Source organism: Chryseosolibacter indicum, assembly GCF_018598585.1.
Lineage (GTDB): Bacteria > Bacteroidota > Bacteroidia > Cytophagales > Cyclobacteriaceae > Chryseosolibacter > Chryseosolibacter indicus.
This window is the reverse complement of sequence record NZ_JAHESD010000003.1, coordinates 75,597-90,816: the sequence shown is the minus strand read 5'-3', so window position 1 is coordinate 90,816 and position 15,220 is coordinate 75,597. Positions and strand designations below refer to the sequence as shown.

16 protein-coding genes are annotated in these 15,220 nt (G+C 34.7%); all 16 read right to left on the bottom strand.

Annotated features, from left to right (window positions below):
- Positions 1-89: 89 nt before the first annotated feature.
- From KK060_RS02035 to KK060_RS01960, 16 genes are read right to left on the bottom strand one after another with little or no spacing between them, the layout of a single operon-like run.
- The gene (locus KK060_RS02035) at positions 90-1,286 is read right to left on the bottom strand and encodes a glycosyltransferase (protein WP_254151736.1); all 1,197 of its coding nucleotides are present in this window, start codon (positions 1,284-1,286) and stop codon (positions 90-92) included.
- Entirely contained in the window at positions 1,276-3,150 is a 1,875-nt protein-coding gene (gene asnB / locus KK060_RS02030; protein WP_254151735.1) for an asparagine synthase (glutamine-hydrolyzing), read from the bottom strand. The genes KK060_RS02035 and asnB overlap by 11 nt, the downstream gene beginning before the upstream one ends.
- Before the next feature lie 18 nt (positions 3,151-3,168).
- On the bottom strand, positions 3,169-4,056 hold the full coding sequence (locus KK060_RS02025) for a glycosyltransferase family 2 protein (RefSeq protein ID WP_254151734.1): 888 nt from the start codon (positions 4,054-4,056) through the stop codon (positions 3,169-3,171).
- Positions 4,053-5,171, bottom strand: coding sequence for a glycosyltransferase family 4 protein (locus tag KK060_RS02020; protein ID WP_254151733.1), 1,119 nt, complete (start codon positions 5,169-5,171; stop codon positions 4,053-4,055). The genes KK060_RS02025 and KK060_RS02020 overlap by 4 nt, the downstream gene beginning before the upstream one ends.
- Positions 5,172-6,077, bottom strand: a complete 906-nt coding sequence (locus KK060_RS02015) for a glycosyltransferase family 2 protein (protein WP_254151732.1) — start codon at positions 6,075-6,077, stop codon at positions 5,172-5,174.
- A complete protein-coding gene (locus KK060_RS02010; RefSeq protein ID WP_254151731.1) occupies positions 6,067-6,891 on the bottom strand; it encodes a glycosyltransferase family 2 protein in 825 nt (274 codons plus the stop codon). Before KK060_RS02010 ends, KK060_RS02015 begins: the two co-directional genes overlap by 11 nt.
- A gap of 8 nt (positions 6,892-6,899) precedes the next feature.
- Positions 6,900-7,799: a hypothetical protein gene (locus KK060_RS02005; RefSeq protein WP_254151730.1), complete on the bottom strand. Its 900-nt coding sequence runs from the start codon at positions 7,797-7,799 to the stop codon at positions 6,900-6,902.
- A 4-nt stretch (positions 7,800-7,803) separates the two neighbouring features.
- Positions 7,804-8,757 carry a glycosyltransferase family 2 protein gene (locus KK060_RS02000; protein WP_254151729.1) on the bottom strand — a complete coding sequence of 318 codons (954 nt, stop codon included), beginning with the start codon at positions 8,755-8,757 and terminating at the stop codon, positions 7,804-7,806.
- A 14-nt stretch (positions 8,758-8,771) separates the two neighbouring features.
- Positions 8,772-9,530 carry a class I SAM-dependent methyltransferase gene (locus KK060_RS01995; protein ID WP_254151728.1) on the bottom strand — a complete coding sequence of 253 codons (759 nt, stop codon included), beginning with the start codon at positions 9,528-9,530 and terminating at the stop codon, positions 8,772-8,774.
- Entirely contained in the window at positions 9,499-10,185 is a 687-nt protein-coding gene (locus tag KK060_RS01990) for an ABC transporter permease family protein (protein WP_254151727.1), read from the bottom strand. Before KK060_RS01990 ends, KK060_RS01995 begins: the two co-directional genes overlap by 32 nt.
- 5 nt (positions 10,186-10,190) lie before the next feature.
- The gene (locus KK060_RS01985; RefSeq protein WP_254151726.1) at positions 10,191-10,997 is read right to left on the bottom strand and encodes a glycosyltransferase family 2 protein; all 807 of its coding nucleotides are present in this window, start codon (positions 10,995-10,997) and stop codon (positions 10,191-10,193) included.
- Positions 10,994-11,692 (bottom strand): FkbM family methyltransferase, encoded by a 699-nt coding sequence (locus tag KK060_RS01980; protein ID WP_254151725.1) that lies wholly within the window; start codon positions 11,690-11,692, stop codon positions 10,994-10,996. Before KK060_RS01980 ends, KK060_RS01985 begins: the two co-directional genes overlap by 4 nt.
- Positions 11,689-12,399, bottom strand: a complete 711-nt coding sequence (locus KK060_RS01975) for an FkbM family methyltransferase (protein ID WP_254151724.1) — start codon at positions 12,397-12,399, stop codon at positions 11,689-11,691. The genes KK060_RS01980 and KK060_RS01975 overlap by 4 nt, the downstream gene beginning before the upstream one ends.
- Before the next feature lie 16 nt (positions 12,400-12,415).
- Positions 12,416-13,156 carry a class I SAM-dependent methyltransferase gene (locus KK060_RS01970; protein WP_254151723.1) on the bottom strand — a complete coding sequence of 247 codons (741 nt, stop codon included), beginning with the start codon at positions 13,154-13,156 and terminating at the stop codon, positions 12,416-12,418.
- The gene (locus KK060_RS01965; RefSeq protein ID WP_254151722.1) at positions 13,137-14,354 is read right to left on the bottom strand and encodes an ABC transporter ATP-binding protein; all 1,218 of its coding nucleotides are present in this window, start codon (positions 14,352-14,354) and stop codon (positions 13,137-13,139) included. The genes KK060_RS01970 and KK060_RS01965 overlap by 20 nt, the downstream gene beginning before the upstream one ends.
- Entirely contained in the window at positions 14,351-15,181 is an 831-nt protein-coding gene (locus KK060_RS01960) for an ABC transporter permease (protein WP_254151721.1), read from the bottom strand. The genes KK060_RS01965 and KK060_RS01960 overlap by 4 nt, the downstream gene beginning before the upstream one ends.
- Between the last annotated feature and the right edge of the window lie 39 nt (positions 15,182-15,220).

Here is a 15,220-nt window from a genome sequence, read left to right as displayed (position 1 = left end):
CGATCGCCGTTAACTCGCTTTACCTGGAGGCCTTATAGTTTATATATTTGGTCGTCTTATTTAGTAACCTCACAAATTACAACACATTATTAGTTCTTATTACACAATGTATTATAAACAGAAAGATATTTAGAAATGGCTCCTTTGAGTGACATTTCGTTCAAAATATAATTTCTATTATTATCTATTGCCAAAGGGCTAGTATTACCCAATTCTATAACTGCTCCTTCTTTATGCAATAAAATGCTAAGCCCGTGTTTTGTAAATTCATCAATATCACCCCACCCTGGATTAGTAACAACTTCCAATCGCATTGCCATCACTTCCGCTAACTTTGTAGCCGATGATGCCATTTTCGAAAAACTGGGTTTAATAAAAAAGATAGCAGCATGAGCGATACTACAGTATAAAGGTACTTCTGACCGGTTTACCGTAGCTACAATAAAACCATCTCTTCTTTGAACCTTATCCTGATCAGGCGTTAGAAACAGGAATTTTGCTTTGGGATTACGTTTTTTAAATACTTCATAAAACTCAACCATTTCATTATACATATACCATGTCCCCAAGGACCCTAAGTATAACAATACATAGTCATCACTCGACAAACCCAATTTCTTTTGTAAATTACTTTTCTCAACTGATGATATTTTGGCAGGATCAAAAAGATCTAAGTCTACACTACATGGAATTACAATTATCTTTTGCTCCGGAATATCGAATTCTCTCACTAAGTACTTTTTTGCGGCAGTTGTAAGTGAAACAACCGAATCACATTCTTTTAAAAAAGTCGCCTCCTTCTTCTTAAAAAATTTATAGATCAAAAAAGTTAAAGGATTTTTCAAACTCCACAAACCTCCTTCTACGCGTTCATCAGCCCAAAATCCCCTCATATCGAAGATGAATTTTACACCAAATTTCCTTTTTGCCCATAATCCAATTAATGATGTTGGATAACTTCGGCAGTGTAGAATATCACAGTTATTTCGTTTTAAGAAAAAACCTACAGTTATTCTAAGTTTTAATAGATCGTAAATCGTAGAAAGAACTGGCGGAGCTTTATGATATTTTAATGGCCGCCAATTTAAATTATGCGCATTGCAAAGATTTTTAATTTGGTTGTATTTTTCATGAAAACGGTCTTTCTTTTCAAAGCTTATAATAGTGATCTTATATCCCTCCTTAGAAAGACCACACAAATAAGGTAGGATTTGTGATTGTCCGAGCGGGTCTGTTAGTCCGTCATAGGTTAAGTATAAGACAGATGATTTATTATCAAACTCCATTTTCAATTAACCATTTATGCATAACAATTAAAACCCACAATCGATTATAAAGGTAATTATGACCACCTTTGAAGTCTTTCTTAATCTGCTCAACATACTCATACCTTACAACATTACACGTTTCAATAACTTCCTTTGTCAAATATTTTTCCAATAGGTACGACAACTCTCCTTTCATCCATTTCGCCAGTGGAATGCTGAATCCCCACTTAGGCCTGTATACTAATTCCTCAGGTAAGAAATCTTTAAGCAATTCTTTTAATATCCATTTACGCTCACCATTTTTCCTTTTAAACCCATAGGGAAGACCCAATGCAAGCGCAACTACTTTTTGATCAAGAAAAGGACTTCTACATTCTAAAGCATAGTACATAGAAGCTCGATCAACCTTTACCAAAAGATCATCCTTTAGATAATATTTAATATCGAACAGTGCCTGTTCTTCAGCAGCATTTAAGCTTTTGAAATTTGAGTGATAGTTTATTCTATAAAACCTTTTTGTAGATTCCTGAAGTAACTCACTAACTAATTCCTTCTCGGAAAAAAAATATTGCTCCTGCGAAAATATATGACTCTGCCTCTGTTGATCCTTTACATTTTCCAGCATACGGGAAACTCTTTTCAATCGATCAGAGCCAATAGCGTTAAATAAAGTACCAAGCGGACTTTGAACTAAATGTACAAGTGGATTTGCCAACCGCATTGCCCAATCATAGGAACCATAACCTGAAAATAACTCATCCCCTCCATCACCTGTTAAAGCTACCTTTACTTCCTTTCTGGCGTGCTTAGAAACAAGCATAGTGGGAACAGCTGAGGTATCTGCGAAAGGTTCATCAAAATGGACTAGATAATCTTCAAGGAGATTTACAGCCTCATGCTCGTCAAGTTCATATGCATAGTGTTCTGTGTTAAGCTTTTTAGCTACCCTTGTAGCATACTCCTGCTCATTAAACTTAGGATCCTTAAAACCTATACTAAATGTTTTAAGTTTGTCTTTGCACAATTTTGACGCAATAGCAACAATTAAAGAAGAATCCGTTCCGCCACTCAAAAATGCTCCCAGAGGAACATCACTAATCATTCTCTTCTCTACTGCTTCCTCAAGAGAATTTAGTAAGGCTTTTTTTGCGGCTTGTTCGCTCCACTCATTCGGCTTTATAACAACATCACTTTCAACCTCCCAAAACATCTCTGTCTTTAAGCTTAATTCACTACTACTCAATATTGAAAAATGTCCGGAAGGGAATTTCTTAATTGTTGTGTAAATTGTATAAGGTTCAGGGATATACCCTAAATGAAGAAATGTTCCTATTGTCTCTTTATCAATACAAATATTCTTTCTCACAACAGGATGCTTGAGAAGAGATTTAATTTCAGAAGAAAAAACAAAGCACGAAGAATCGTGATAATAGTAAAGTGGTTTCTTACCAAGTCGATCGCGGCAGATAAAAAGCTGTTCCTCAAAATTATCATAGATCACAATAGAGAACATCCCTTCAAGCTTCGAACACATTTTACTCCCCCACCTGGCATAAGCGTAAAGAATGACCTCTGTGTCAGACTCAGTTTTAAAATTTAAACTTCCATTGTCCCTAATTAGTTCGGCCTTTACACTTTTGTAATTATAAATTTCTCCATTAAAAACAATCACATATCTTCCATCTCCCGATTTAAATGGCTGATTTGCTCCGGCAGAAAGATCAATTATACTCAGCCGCGTATGACCTAATGCTACCGTAGCAGAATTATTTATAAAAATATTTTGAGCATCTGGCCCGCGATGTATCAATGCATTTGTCATATGCATAATGATATCACTATCTAACTTCTTCTTCGAAATACTACCCGTGATACCACACATACTTTAATAACATCAATTTTAACGAGATACGATTCTAATATAGATTCTTTTAATTATATGAATTACAACTAAAGGATTTGTTGCTATTGACTTTAAAAGATAACACACACCTTTCCAATAATTTTTTCCATCTCCGACCCAACTTGCAGCTAAGATCAGATACATATTGGAGAAAGACTTACGCTTAAAGAAATTTGTTTTAAACAAATTCAACTTTAAAGCCTTTCTATATACGTATTGAACGTCACGCTCCATCAACAAAATGTTCTTATGCATATTATGATCATGCCACCTATATTTCCATGTGATTTCATTTACCCTACCGATCTTAAATTTGGCGGCAACCCTGAAAAAAAAATCCTGGTCTGCAGAGGTCGATAAATTCTCATCAAATAAACCTACTTCCTCCAATACCTCTCGCTTAACTAATATGCTACTCGGTCCAGGAATTTGAGTTCCATTCCATAGTAACAAATCATCTAATAGATATCCCTCTTTACCTTTTAAAATTATTCCTTCTCGCTCATTCGACTTGTCATCTATCATTAAAGCATTAGAATGTACAAGACCAAAATTGTTCTCTTTAAATTTATTGATCTTCTTACCCAAATTATCGGGCATCCATACATCATCGGCATCAAGAAAAGCTATATAAAAACCTTTTGATATTGAATACCCTGCATTACGTGCAGCAGAAACTCCCTTATTATTCTGAAAGATGTATTTAAATCTATTATCCGCTTTAACATAATTCAAGATAATAGACTTCTGATTATCGGTTGAACCATCATCAACCACTATAACTTCATAATTGTCTACTATTTGTGATCGTACGGAGTCTAGCGTATCCGCAATATATCTTTCACTATTGTAAGCTGGAATAATTATAGACACCAAAGGACTCATACTCCTAAATACAGTTTATTTAAATTATCAGTATATTTCTCAAAGGAGAACTGAGAAACTGAATTAAGTCCATTGGTAGTAATTTTTTTTCTGAGGCGCTGATCAACAATTAACCTATACACGCTATCATAGATTTGTACTTCGTTTTCGAAGTCTACAACAAGTGCATTTTCTTCATGTCTTATGAACTCCGAAGCAATCCCTGATAAAGTAAAAACACTTGGAATACCTACCGCGAGTGACTCTACATATATCTGACCAAAAGCTTCAGCATGCGAATTAACAGGAACATGAATGAAAATATCGAAAACATGATATAAAGCAGCCAGGTCATTTTCAAATTTTATCTTTACATGGGATGACGAAGGAAGAGTTTTAAGGAGCTCATTTATTTCTTCTTCATAATCGCCGTGTGCATTAGCAAGTATAAGTTGGGATTCTGGAAATGCGGATAGTATTTTTTTGTAGGCTGGTATAATAAACTGAATTCCCTTCCATTCAGTAAATCTTGAAATCACTCCTATAATTGGATGTCTATCCTTACTAAGTTGATACTTTTCACGAATCACTTCAATACGATCTATATTGACATTTTGAAAATAGGACATTTCAAAACCATGTGGAATCAGCACTACTTTGTCTCTTTTTGCATTGTCCCATTGTGTTAATATCAATTCTATATTTTTGGATATGGCGATTATATCCGTCGCGAGAAAGTTATTAAGCTTGTCCCATTTTAACCCAGAAGGATATAAGTCATAGTGAATAGTCGCATGGTGCCTGGTATAAATTCGCTTCTTAATTCTTAAAATATACGCCACTGTTAATCCAACTAAATTTGCAACCCAAAGATGGGTATGAACAATATCTGGTCTGTTAAAAAAAAGTATCCTAAATACTTTTATCCAAGCCTTTATAGAATCAATCTTGTTTTTATAAGCTAGTGAATATGTTACAATATCTTGGTTCTTTAAAAATTTCTCTAGTTCGGACTTAGGAGCGCCAATTAAAATAAATAAAAGTTGGTAATTCTCTTTCAGAGAAGAAGCAATCCATTCGAAATGGAGTGACTTATTTACCTCAGAAACGATATAGACTAGTTTTTTTTGTTTCATCTATATAGGAACGTTGGGATATTCATAAGACAAACTTTGAATAATAATGTTATAAATTCTATAACGAAACCATTTTGGAAGACACATTAAAATATTCCGTGCATCTATTAATCTTATCAAATGTGATGAAGCAAAAAACCAATAGATGATCCTCTTAAAAAAATTAGCCTTTGTATATACTTTACCTTTTCTATCAGGATGAATCAACAGTAATTTCTTATTAGCAGCCACATATTGTCTCTGTCTTTTAACATAACTTCGGGCTGTGATAAAATCATTGTGAACAGCTTTATTACTCTTATCGTAATATACGTCTATGTTATTTTCAATTGCACGAAAGGCAAAATCAAAATCTTCAGCATCTGTTAACCGCTCATCAAACCCGCCAAGCCTAAAGAATAACTCTTTTTTTACCGAACAATTAGAGGCAGAAAAAAAAAGGTTCTGCAAATCCATCCTATTTAAACCTTCTTTATACTTATCAGTCCACTTTTTTGTTAACCCAATTTTATAATTCTGAATATCGCTATTTTTGGGATCATATATTTCAGCTTGATCGCCACATACCAGTCCCATGCAAGAATTATTAAATTCACAATGCTTTTGAATTGAGTCACGTGCTGGAATCATATCATCATCATAAAAAATAAGAACAGAAGCTGCTGCTTCTTTAGCCCCTCTATTTCGCACCACAGATCTTCCACCGTTTTCCTGAGAAAGAACTTTAAGATTCGAAAAAGCGCCGTCAAAACAACGGACGACTTCAAGTGTCGAATCCGTTGATCCATCAATCACAACAATAACTTCAAAGTTCTTCAAAGATTGTTGCGTCAAGCTCTTCAGGAGATTCTTGATCTTATTTGCTCCGTTGTAGGTAGGAATAATAACGCTGGCACTAAAATTCATAACGGCCTACAAGTAGAAAGTTAAGTGACTTAATAACAATCCTCTTCCAACTGGAATAATACAGATTCATAAACACTCGTAAATTTTGCTTAATTAATTCGTTCTTTGCTCCTCCACTTGCTCCCATCAAATGAATAATTTTAGCATCAGGCAAAAAGCAAATCTCGTAACCTAAGAGCCTAAATTCCATGCACCACTGCATATCCTCGCCATACATAAAAAACAAATCAGACAATTTTTTCTCTGGCAACTGTTCTATAATCCTCCTCCGGAACATGAAAAAAGTACCCCAGACCCAATCTGGAAATGCACGTGTGTTATAATCAAAGAAGAATCCAAACAAGATATGACCTGCTTTGCTTCTCAAAATTTTCTGTAACCTTAATATTTCAAAAAGTTGGTATTTTATAGATGGAAATCTTTGACAGTTACTTTGCACATCACCGTTAGGATACATTAATTTGCCAGTAACAACTGCAACTTCATTATGCTTTTTTAGATAATCATAACAAATCGATATCGCATCATTTTCCAGAATGGTATCACTGTTAAGAAGAAGGATAGCATCACCTTTTGCCTGTTCTATTCCTAAATTATTTCCTGCTGCAAACCCTATATTCTTATCACTTTTAATTAGAGTAATAAATGGAAAAACCTGCTTGAATTCTTCAGGGTTCCTTTCATTAGATGCATTATCAACAAGTATAATTTCATAATTGAAATTCGACGCCGCTTGTTGGTGCAGTATACTTTGAATACAATTTCGAGTTAACTCGAAAGTATTGTAGTTTACAATGACAACTGAAACATCCATTTTTCAAGCTAAAAAAAATTGCTTAGAACTGCCTTTAGCCGAGCAACATTTCTATTATTCCTCAAGAGTAATTGACTTGATCGAAGAGGAAAATACGGTTTGTTGAAATTTATTAGCAATTCCTTTATATCATTACAAGGAACAAACTTTAACGCGGGCCATACATCGGATACAGCGGGATGAAAATTAGAAATGTATTTATAATTAAACTCGTCCAACGATTTCCAGAGTTTATAATAACTATCCCTAACTTCTTTTTCTTTTAATTCATCGCTGGAATGTCCCCAATTATTAATCTTAAAATAAAGTTCATCATCTGACCTGGCCCAAGTATCATGTACAGCATATTGAGAGGTGATAATGTTAAAATGTCCATTATTACGTGCGCGCTCATAAGAAGGAACATTTGTTGCTATAGGTCCCATCTCTGGTAGCTTTGATTTGAAGTCAACACATAGGTATCCCGTAGATAACTTCTTAATCAATGGAATATAAGATATGCAGACGTTTAAAGGCTTTTCATTACCTGACGGATTCGTATTTATCCTTTTTAAGATTCGAACAAAACTTTGAAAATCTAAAACATATTCATCACTATCTATCTGTATGTGCCAGCCACCCTTTCCTAATTTTTCAGCCATTAAATTTCTTTGACGGGTATCATTTTCCATCGCGGTATTATTAGGCAAAGAAAAATCGTCCTCGTAAATTATAAGTTTGCGATCGACATCAATATCCTTTACAAATTGAAAAAAAGATTCGTTATCAAATTGATAAGATTTTCCTGTCCAAGCTCTTCTATTTTTATCTAAAGACAAGCAAATAAGATCAGATAATTTATAAATAAGTGGCAATGAATTCTTCAATAATTGCCAATCATAAGAAACACATATACCTACCTTTATCATAGTGCTATTCTCTCATCAATAATCTCTGTACATAAAACCTTACCGTTTTTTCCGGGTATTCGAAAAATGTATCCAACAAAAGGCCAATCAAATCGAGGAACTTTTTACTATTCCTATAGACGTTTATTCTAGCGGTTCTATACTTAAAATCGGTGTCAATTTTATTAGCTCTCCATTCTCTTACAGTAATTGCATGATTTTTATAATAATAATCATTAATGGCTGTTTTTACTTCGTATAATTTTAAATCCTGTTTACCTGAAATGTAATCGCGTTTACTGATAGAATCGGTATGCAACCGATAATAATAATAAACAGCATTTATGCAGTATAAGTTGTAATGACAACCAACACGGAAATAAAACTCTGTATCAGATGATGCTTCGGTTTCTTTGCTCAAGAGATAACTATATACACCTACTTTATCAAAAACACTCCTCCTTAACAAAGAAAGACCTTGTCGCAAAATTGGAAACTTTAACATATGAGCGCTCCCTAATTTCACCAGCGGAATACACGAAAAAGGTTGGTCAATCACAAATAGGGGCAATTCACTCCTTGTTCCATCTATCTCCTTACCTTCCCTATCCACATTGCAATAGTTTGTAAAAACTAATGCTACATCCGGATACTGTGTCAGTACATCTAATGAAGCCTTTAGCATTTCAGGATGCCAGTAATCATCAGCGTCAAGCTTTATAAAAAAATCACCAGTAAGTTGGGAGATACCTGAATTCCAATTAGCAACCATTCCCATGTTTCTATCATTACGTCTGACAGTAATTCTACTATCAAGTAGACTGTATGATGAAGCAATGGAGTAACTATTGTCTGACGAACAGTCGTCGAGAATCAAAAGCTCCCAATCTTCATAGGTCTGCTTCAATACACTTTCAATAGCCGTAGCCAGAAAAGGTTCTGCATTATACACTGGGATTAGTATTGAAACTTGCGCCATGTTAAGTTACCAGCTTAAGGTTTTACCGCTTCAATAACAATCGACTCAAGTCGATTAAATTCTTCAGTAATTTCAATCCCATGCTTTTCAATATTTCGCAGCTCAGGCGATTTACTTTCATTAATCTCCAAACGGTCTATATGGGTGAAACCAATCCCAGCTAAAATATGCCTTAAAGACTTCTCATCATGAATAAATTTATGTCCCCAGTCCCTAAAAAAATTATTAATAACAACAGTATCAATTGACGGAACTTCACTTTTAAAGTATCTTTTACTGAAAGAAATATATCTATTTTGGAGTTCACTTTTACTTGTGCTGTATAGTTCAATAAGGAATTTTAAATCAGGAGTAACGATTCTAATTCTACCACCAGGCTTTAAAGTTCTATAACATTCAGATAACATAAACCCTCCTTCATTAAAGGTTACGTGCTCAATCATATGCTCGCTGAAAATAAAATTGAATGTACTATCAGCAAAAGGAAAAGTTTTAGTAGCATCCATGTAAACTACTGAGTCGCTTTTTGGCTCCAAATCAACATTCAACCACCCCTCCATAGGATGACTTTGACACCCTATTTGTAATAATTTCTTGTCATGAACGCTTAAGTATTCATTTATCAACTGACTACTTCTTTTTTTATGATATCTATTTGAAAGATCATCGCTAGTAATACCGACAAGCCTTCTATATAACCACACTATATTTCTTAAAATGTTATACATGAATTTCAACACGTTATCTATAAAAACTGGAAGGATACCTTTCATTATAGTGATTGGAAATCAGCAGTGACGAATCATGTGCATTAAAAGCCTTTTCGACGCTTGTTAATTTTCCCCAAAAAGCTTCCACCCCAAAATAGTCCATATCTACATTGGTCCTATAATACATGTCTCTCAAGGTGTTCAAGTTTATTGTCACGAAGTTTCCCGAATAATGAAAGGAAGAAAACTTATAAGGCCCATATTTTTCTGAGCTAACATTGTATACACCAAGATTAACCCCATATAGATCAAACCCCTTACTAAAAACCTCCATGGTTAAATCATACTTATCAACAATAAAAAATCTCATTAACTCCACCCAATCCTTGACATTTGCGTTGTTTGGTTTAGAAACGCCTTTTGAATGCATGTAAGTCAGTACCTTATAATCCCCTAGAGACACACGCTCTTTTAGCTTAACAAATCCACGAACTTCAGCTAATTTGGCGCTATTAACGGTAACAAAGATCTTTTTAACTTTAGGATGCTTACGAAAAAAAAGTAATGGACTAACCAACTTGTAAAGATCAAACCAATCAATCGTTACATTAACATATATGTCAGAGTGTGGAACATCCTTCAACAAATTATTTGTTACTTCTCTCCAATTGTTCTTAATGTAAACATTATAAAATAAAACAGACGCTGAATTATCCATGGTTTTCAGTTGCTTAACTTATAATGGAAATAGAACAACGTGTACAGAATATGAAAGCAAAGCGCTTTTATTTTTCCTTTGACACTTCGAGAATCAGTACTATACTTTTTCAATTTATAGTACTCATGAGAAAAGAAGTTTTTAGCTAAACCAATAAACAGATCATGCTTCTCCCCATACAATGGATCGACAGTAAAACTACTAAGTCCGTTTAACGCATATCTACACACAAGGACATTAGAATATACAATACTTAACGACCTATTGGTAAAACATTTGAAGTTGAAATACCAGTCAGCAAGGGCAGGGTATCGTAAATCATAACGCCATGAATTGAAAATGTTCTTTTTGTAAAAAATACTTTGATGACAAACATTAACATCATAAAGTTTGCACAAATTATACTCACCATTATGAATGAGGTTACTATCGCCTAGTAAAACGTTACCATATAAAATATCAGGCATATTCTTTTCAGTTATTTTACAAACCACAGTTTCAAAAACTGTAGGGGAAAATAGAACATCATCACTTCCCAGAAAATAGAAATAACTTCCCTTGGCGCATGCTACACCTTTGTTCATTGCATCATACACTCCGCTATCTTTTTCTTGTATATGGGTAATAAAATCAAAACGCTCTTTATACGACTCGATTATCTCATCGGTTCCGTCAGTAGATAAGGAGTTAACAACAATTATTTCAATTTCTTTAAAAGTTTGAAGGACAATACTATTTAAGCACCCGTCAAGTGTTGCCTTACCATTATAGACAGGAATAATTACCGAAATAAAAGGAGTTGAATCCTTCATACATTGTACCAAAAATCTTTTCTTACAAGTATAGAGTTTAAATTAGTATTGGCGTATTCATAATAACCTTTACTCTCAATGTAATTTATCAGATCAGTTCGCCTTTCTCCAGCACCAATAGGAGAATACTCGGCAGCTTCAACACATACTACCTTCGGTGATGTATAAGTAAAATCAATTGTCTTAATTATTTCAAAATCCCACCCTTCTACATCTACACACAACAGATCAGGAAATCTATTATTACAATATTTTTCAATTATCCTATTAATCATCACTACTTCAACTTGAATTTTACCCTTAAGTCTTTTACCAGCTTTAATTAGATTTAAATGCTCTTCCTCAGAAAACGTACTTAAAGTATTATCCTCAAAAACATAAAATTCCAACACTGCGTCCCTATTGCCAATCCCTACATTCAGATTTATATCCTTCCTTCTGTATTTATGAAATAATTTAATCAGATCGGGATTTGGCTCTATATTAATCCCCCTACTTCCCTTTTTATAGAAAAAAGCTGTGTTACTAAGACCATATGGATGATTCGCTCCTATATCGATATAGCTTGGCCTTACTACACCTCTAAGCGTAAAAATGTAATTGATAATAAGATCTTCGCCACATTGAGAATGTGAAACTATACCACTATTGAGTTCTGAGGATTTTTTTATCCTATTGATAATATTCCGAATCATTTTTGATTAATACAGTATAAAGCATCTGCCCAAGAAATCCTCTCATTAATATCATAATGAATATTATAAAGAGAATACAAAGAGTACCCAAATTTTTGCAGGCATAAAGTCACATCATGAAATAAAGACTGACCCTCATATATCTCCAAAAACTCTACTTCGCAATAAATAATCTTTATTCTCTTCGTCCTCAGGAGATATTCTGCCCCACGCAGTGTTTTTAAGGTATTCCCTTGTACATCGATTTTTAATACATCAAGAGCACTAATATTTTGCTCCCTACAGTACTCATCTACTGTTGATACCCTGACACTAATTACTTCTTTCTTTGTTGTTAATCTATCAATAGCACTAAAGGTAGTCTTAGAAGGAAGTAACGAATTAGTCTCATCAAATTCGTTAATATAGAAATCAGCTAAACCTGTAAAATCTGACAATGCAGCTTGCACAAGAGCGAACTTCTCCAAATTCAGATTTTGCTTTAGCGTTTTAAATGAATCAGGAGAAGGTTCGAAACAATATATTTTTGCACTGGCAAAACGCGCAGCAATTTGCGCAGCAAACCTCCCATGATGAGCGCCAATATCAAATATTATATTTACTTCTTCGTTTAACAGTTCGTCAATTTTATCAAGCACACTATTTTTCGAAGGATGCGCCACATCATTCTTCCTAACAATACCTTTAATAGCTTTTATAAAATTCATTTCAAAAAATTAGAACTTAGGAAGAATAGTTTTTCATAAATTCTCTCGAAAGCATGGGAGAAGCAATCTCTTTCTTAGAAGCTATAAATACAGCCCTGATATAGCCACCTTCGTCCTTCAAATTTTCCCAATTCACCGGAAACTGATGATGCTCAGGCTGCGATATAGGCATGTACACAAAAGGATATAATTGTTTCAGTTTATTAAAGATCCACGAACGTGTTGGTCTACAACCTACTCCAGAAACAGCTTGAGTAGGATTATCTAAATCTTCTTCAACAAAATTTTCTCCCTCTAATACACCATCAGAAGAAACGCAAGTTTCCAATAAAAGCGTTGTTGATTTATCTTTAATTGCTTCCAAAAAAACAGAAGGATTATTGATGTGATACAGCAATCCATAACAATGAATAATGTCATATTGTGTATAAGAATGAAGTTTTTCAAGTTCTGTCTCTACATTCACAACGTCCGTAGGAATACCAAAACGATTTGATATATAATCGGCAAGTTCCTTCCTGCCGTCTGTCGCGAATACTTTACAATTTTTCGTTAAATAAAAGAAAGAGTGGTCACCAATACCTGCGCCAAATTCCAAAACAGATTTATTATCAAGATCTAAACCTAAAGAATTTAAATGCTTAAGTCTTGCAACGTTAATTTGTTGGTAGTCTGGACTAATAAAAGGCTTTATATATTCCTCATTGGTTTTTAAGGTCGTAAAGCCACGTACATTATTAATAATACTCTTTAACATCTTTCTCTATTTGAACAGTAAAATTTTCAAGATAAGAACCATGGACTATTGACGGAATGCTGGAGAAATCCTTTGCCCCGTACGACACTATGGTTCTTCTAAGATTATCAATCCTCTCAATCTCTACTCCCCTGCTTTCTATATAAGAAACCATACTATATTCTCCTGGTACCAAATGAAGAGAAGGTATTTCAAACACTACTTTAAACCTTCCAGGACTAACAGAATATTTTTTGTTTTGAAAAGAAGACCATAAGGTTGTGGCTCTCTTTTCGTATATGTTATCAAAACAAATAGCAAAAGTGACATCATCCCTATTAACGTTACTAATGAAATGACATTCTATTCTTATCGACTGATAAGTTGTCAGGGACTCTATTGAACGGCCCTCATCATCATAGATTTGTATCTCCTCTATACTGATTCCGGATTTTACAGACGACATTGATTGACTCCGAGAATCCCTATTTTTTAAATACGCTGTAGCTACTGAGTCAATATCACTATTAATTTCTAGTGCACCGGTTTTTAATAACAACCCTCTTGTGCAGAGTTGCCGGAGACTCTCCATATTATGACTAACAAAAATAATAGTCCTGCCACTCTTACTCACGTCCTCCATCTTACCCAAACACTTCTTCTGAAACTCTGCATCTCCTACTGCCAGTACTTCATCAATGATTAAGATCTCAGGTTCTAGATGTGCGGCAACTGCAAATGCCAATCTAAGCTGCATGCCGCTAGAGTAATGCTTAAGTGGGGTATCTAAAAATTTTTCTGTTCCTGAAAAATCCACAATATTGTCAAACTGCTTATCAATCTCGCGCTTCTTCATCCCGAGAATAGAGCCGTTCATATAGATATTCTCACGGCCACTCAACTCCTGATGAAAACCAGTGCCTACTTCTAGCAAGCTCGCTATACGACCGCGACTAACTATTCGTCCTGAGGTAGGCGGCGTAATTCTTGAAAGTATTTTAAGCAGTGTTGATTTACCTGCACCATTTCGACCTATAATACCAATTGATTCCCCTGGATAGACTTCAAAAGATACATCTCTCAAAGCCCAAAAGTCTTCCTTCTTTCCTGCAGGCTTAAAAAGTGTTGAAAGCTTATCCCTCAAACTGAGATAAGGCACGCCCTGATGATTAATCTGGAAGCGCTTTGATATGTTTTGTATTTCAAGGATAGGTTTCACGAGATATCAGCAAAGTAGGCTTCTGTTTTTTTGAAATAGTAGATCCCTAACACCAAAAAAGACAATGTTGAAATCACGCTTATTAAAACCAGTATATTTTCTAACGGCGTTGATGTAATAGGAGCTCTGAAAAACATAATCGCACCATACATAGGGTTCAGCGCAAAAACATAATTTAATAAACTATTACCTATTACAGAGGCAGGATAGATAACCGGACTTACAAATAAGGCTATCTGCAAAACGAAAGGTATTACAAAACGAAAGTCACGGTACTTTACACTTAGCGCAGCAAGCCAACAGCTAATGCCTATGCTCCCTGAGAGCATAAGAAATATAGCAGATGGCCAGAAGATAAGAAGTTCTACAAAGTCTACCTTTACATGATAGTAGACCGATACCATCAAGAAAACTATAAATGCAATACAAAAGTCAACCAGCGCCACGAGTATAGATGATACAGGAATAATAATTCTTGGAAAATAAATCTTCTTTATAATCGGCGCATGTGTAAGCATGCTATTTCCGGCAGTGTTAATACTAGCCGAGAACACGTTCCATAACAACAGTCCGGAAAAAACAAAAACAGGATAAGGAAGACCTGCTGAAGGTACATTGAGAGCACGCCCAAAGAACAAGGAAAAGATTGCCACTGTTAATACCGGCTGTAAAACAACCCAGATGACGCCGAGCACTGTTTGCTTGTATTTAACTTTTATATCGCGCCAGGTGAAAAAATAGAATAGCTCCCGGTATTGCCATATCTCCTTCAAGTCTATTATCCTTCGCCTTGAAGACTCAATAACATATTCAATACCTTCTGCCATCTTTGATTTAAATTCTTAAAAATAGAATCAGAATAACGA

Excerpts from the sequence above, each read along its gene's own strand:
- KK060_RS02035 (WP_254151736.1), bottom strand. The coding sequence starts at position 1,286 with ATGGAGTTTGATAATAAATCATCTGTCTTATACTTAACCTATGACGGA.
- asnB (WP_254151735.1), bottom strand. The coding sequence starts at position 3,150 with ATGTGTGGTATCACGGGTAGTATTTCGAAGAAGAAGTTAGATAGTGAT.
- KK060_RS02025 (WP_254151734.1), bottom strand. The coding sequence starts at position 4,056 with ATGAGTCCTTTGGTGTCTATAATTATTCCAGCTTACAATAGTGAAAGA.
- KK060_RS02020 (WP_254151733.1), bottom strand. The coding sequence starts at position 5,171 with ATGAAACAAAAAAAACTAGTCTATATCGTTTCTGAGGTAAATAAGTCA.
- KK060_RS02015 (WP_254151732.1), bottom strand. The coding sequence starts at position 6,077 with ATGAATTTTAGTGCCAGCGTTATTATTCCTACCTACAACGGAGCAAAT.
- KK060_RS02010 (WP_254151731.1), bottom strand. The coding sequence starts at position 6,891 with ATGGATGTTTCAGTTGTCATTGTAAACTACAATACTTTCGAGTTAACT.
- KK060_RS02005 (WP_254151730.1), bottom strand. The coding sequence starts at position 7,799 with ATGATAAAGGTAGGTATATGTGTTTCTTATGATTGGCAATTATTGAAG.
- KK060_RS02000 (WP_254151729.1), bottom strand. The coding sequence starts at position 8,757 with ATGGCGCAAGTTTCAATACTAATCCCAGTGTATAATGCAGAACCTTTT.
- KK060_RS01995 (WP_254151728.1), bottom strand. The coding sequence starts at position 9,530 with ATGAAAGGTATCCTTCCAGTTTTTATAGATAACGTGTTGAAATTCATG.
- KK060_RS01990 (WP_254151727.1), bottom strand. The coding sequence starts at position 10,185 with ATGGATAATTCAGCGTCTGTTTTATTTTATAATGTTTACATTAAGAAC.
- KK060_RS01985 (WP_254151726.1), bottom strand. The coding sequence starts at position 10,997 with ATGAAGGATTCAACTCCTTTTATTTCGGTAATTATTCCTGTCTATAAT.
- KK060_RS01980 (WP_254151725.1), bottom strand. The coding sequence starts at position 11,692 with ATGATTCGGAATATTATCAATAGGATAAAAAAATCCTCAGAACTCAAT.
- KK060_RS01975 (WP_254151724.1), bottom strand. The coding sequence starts at position 12,399 with ATGAATTTTATAAAAGCTATTAAAGGTATTGTTAGGAAGAATGATGTG.
- KK060_RS01970 (WP_254151723.1), bottom strand. The coding sequence starts at position 13,156 with ATGTTAAAGAGTATTATTAATAATGTACGTGGCTTTACGACCTTAAAA.
- KK060_RS01960 (WP_254151721.1), bottom strand. The coding sequence starts at position 15,181 with ATGGCAGAAGGTATTGAATATGTTATTGAGTCTTCAAGGCGAAGGATA.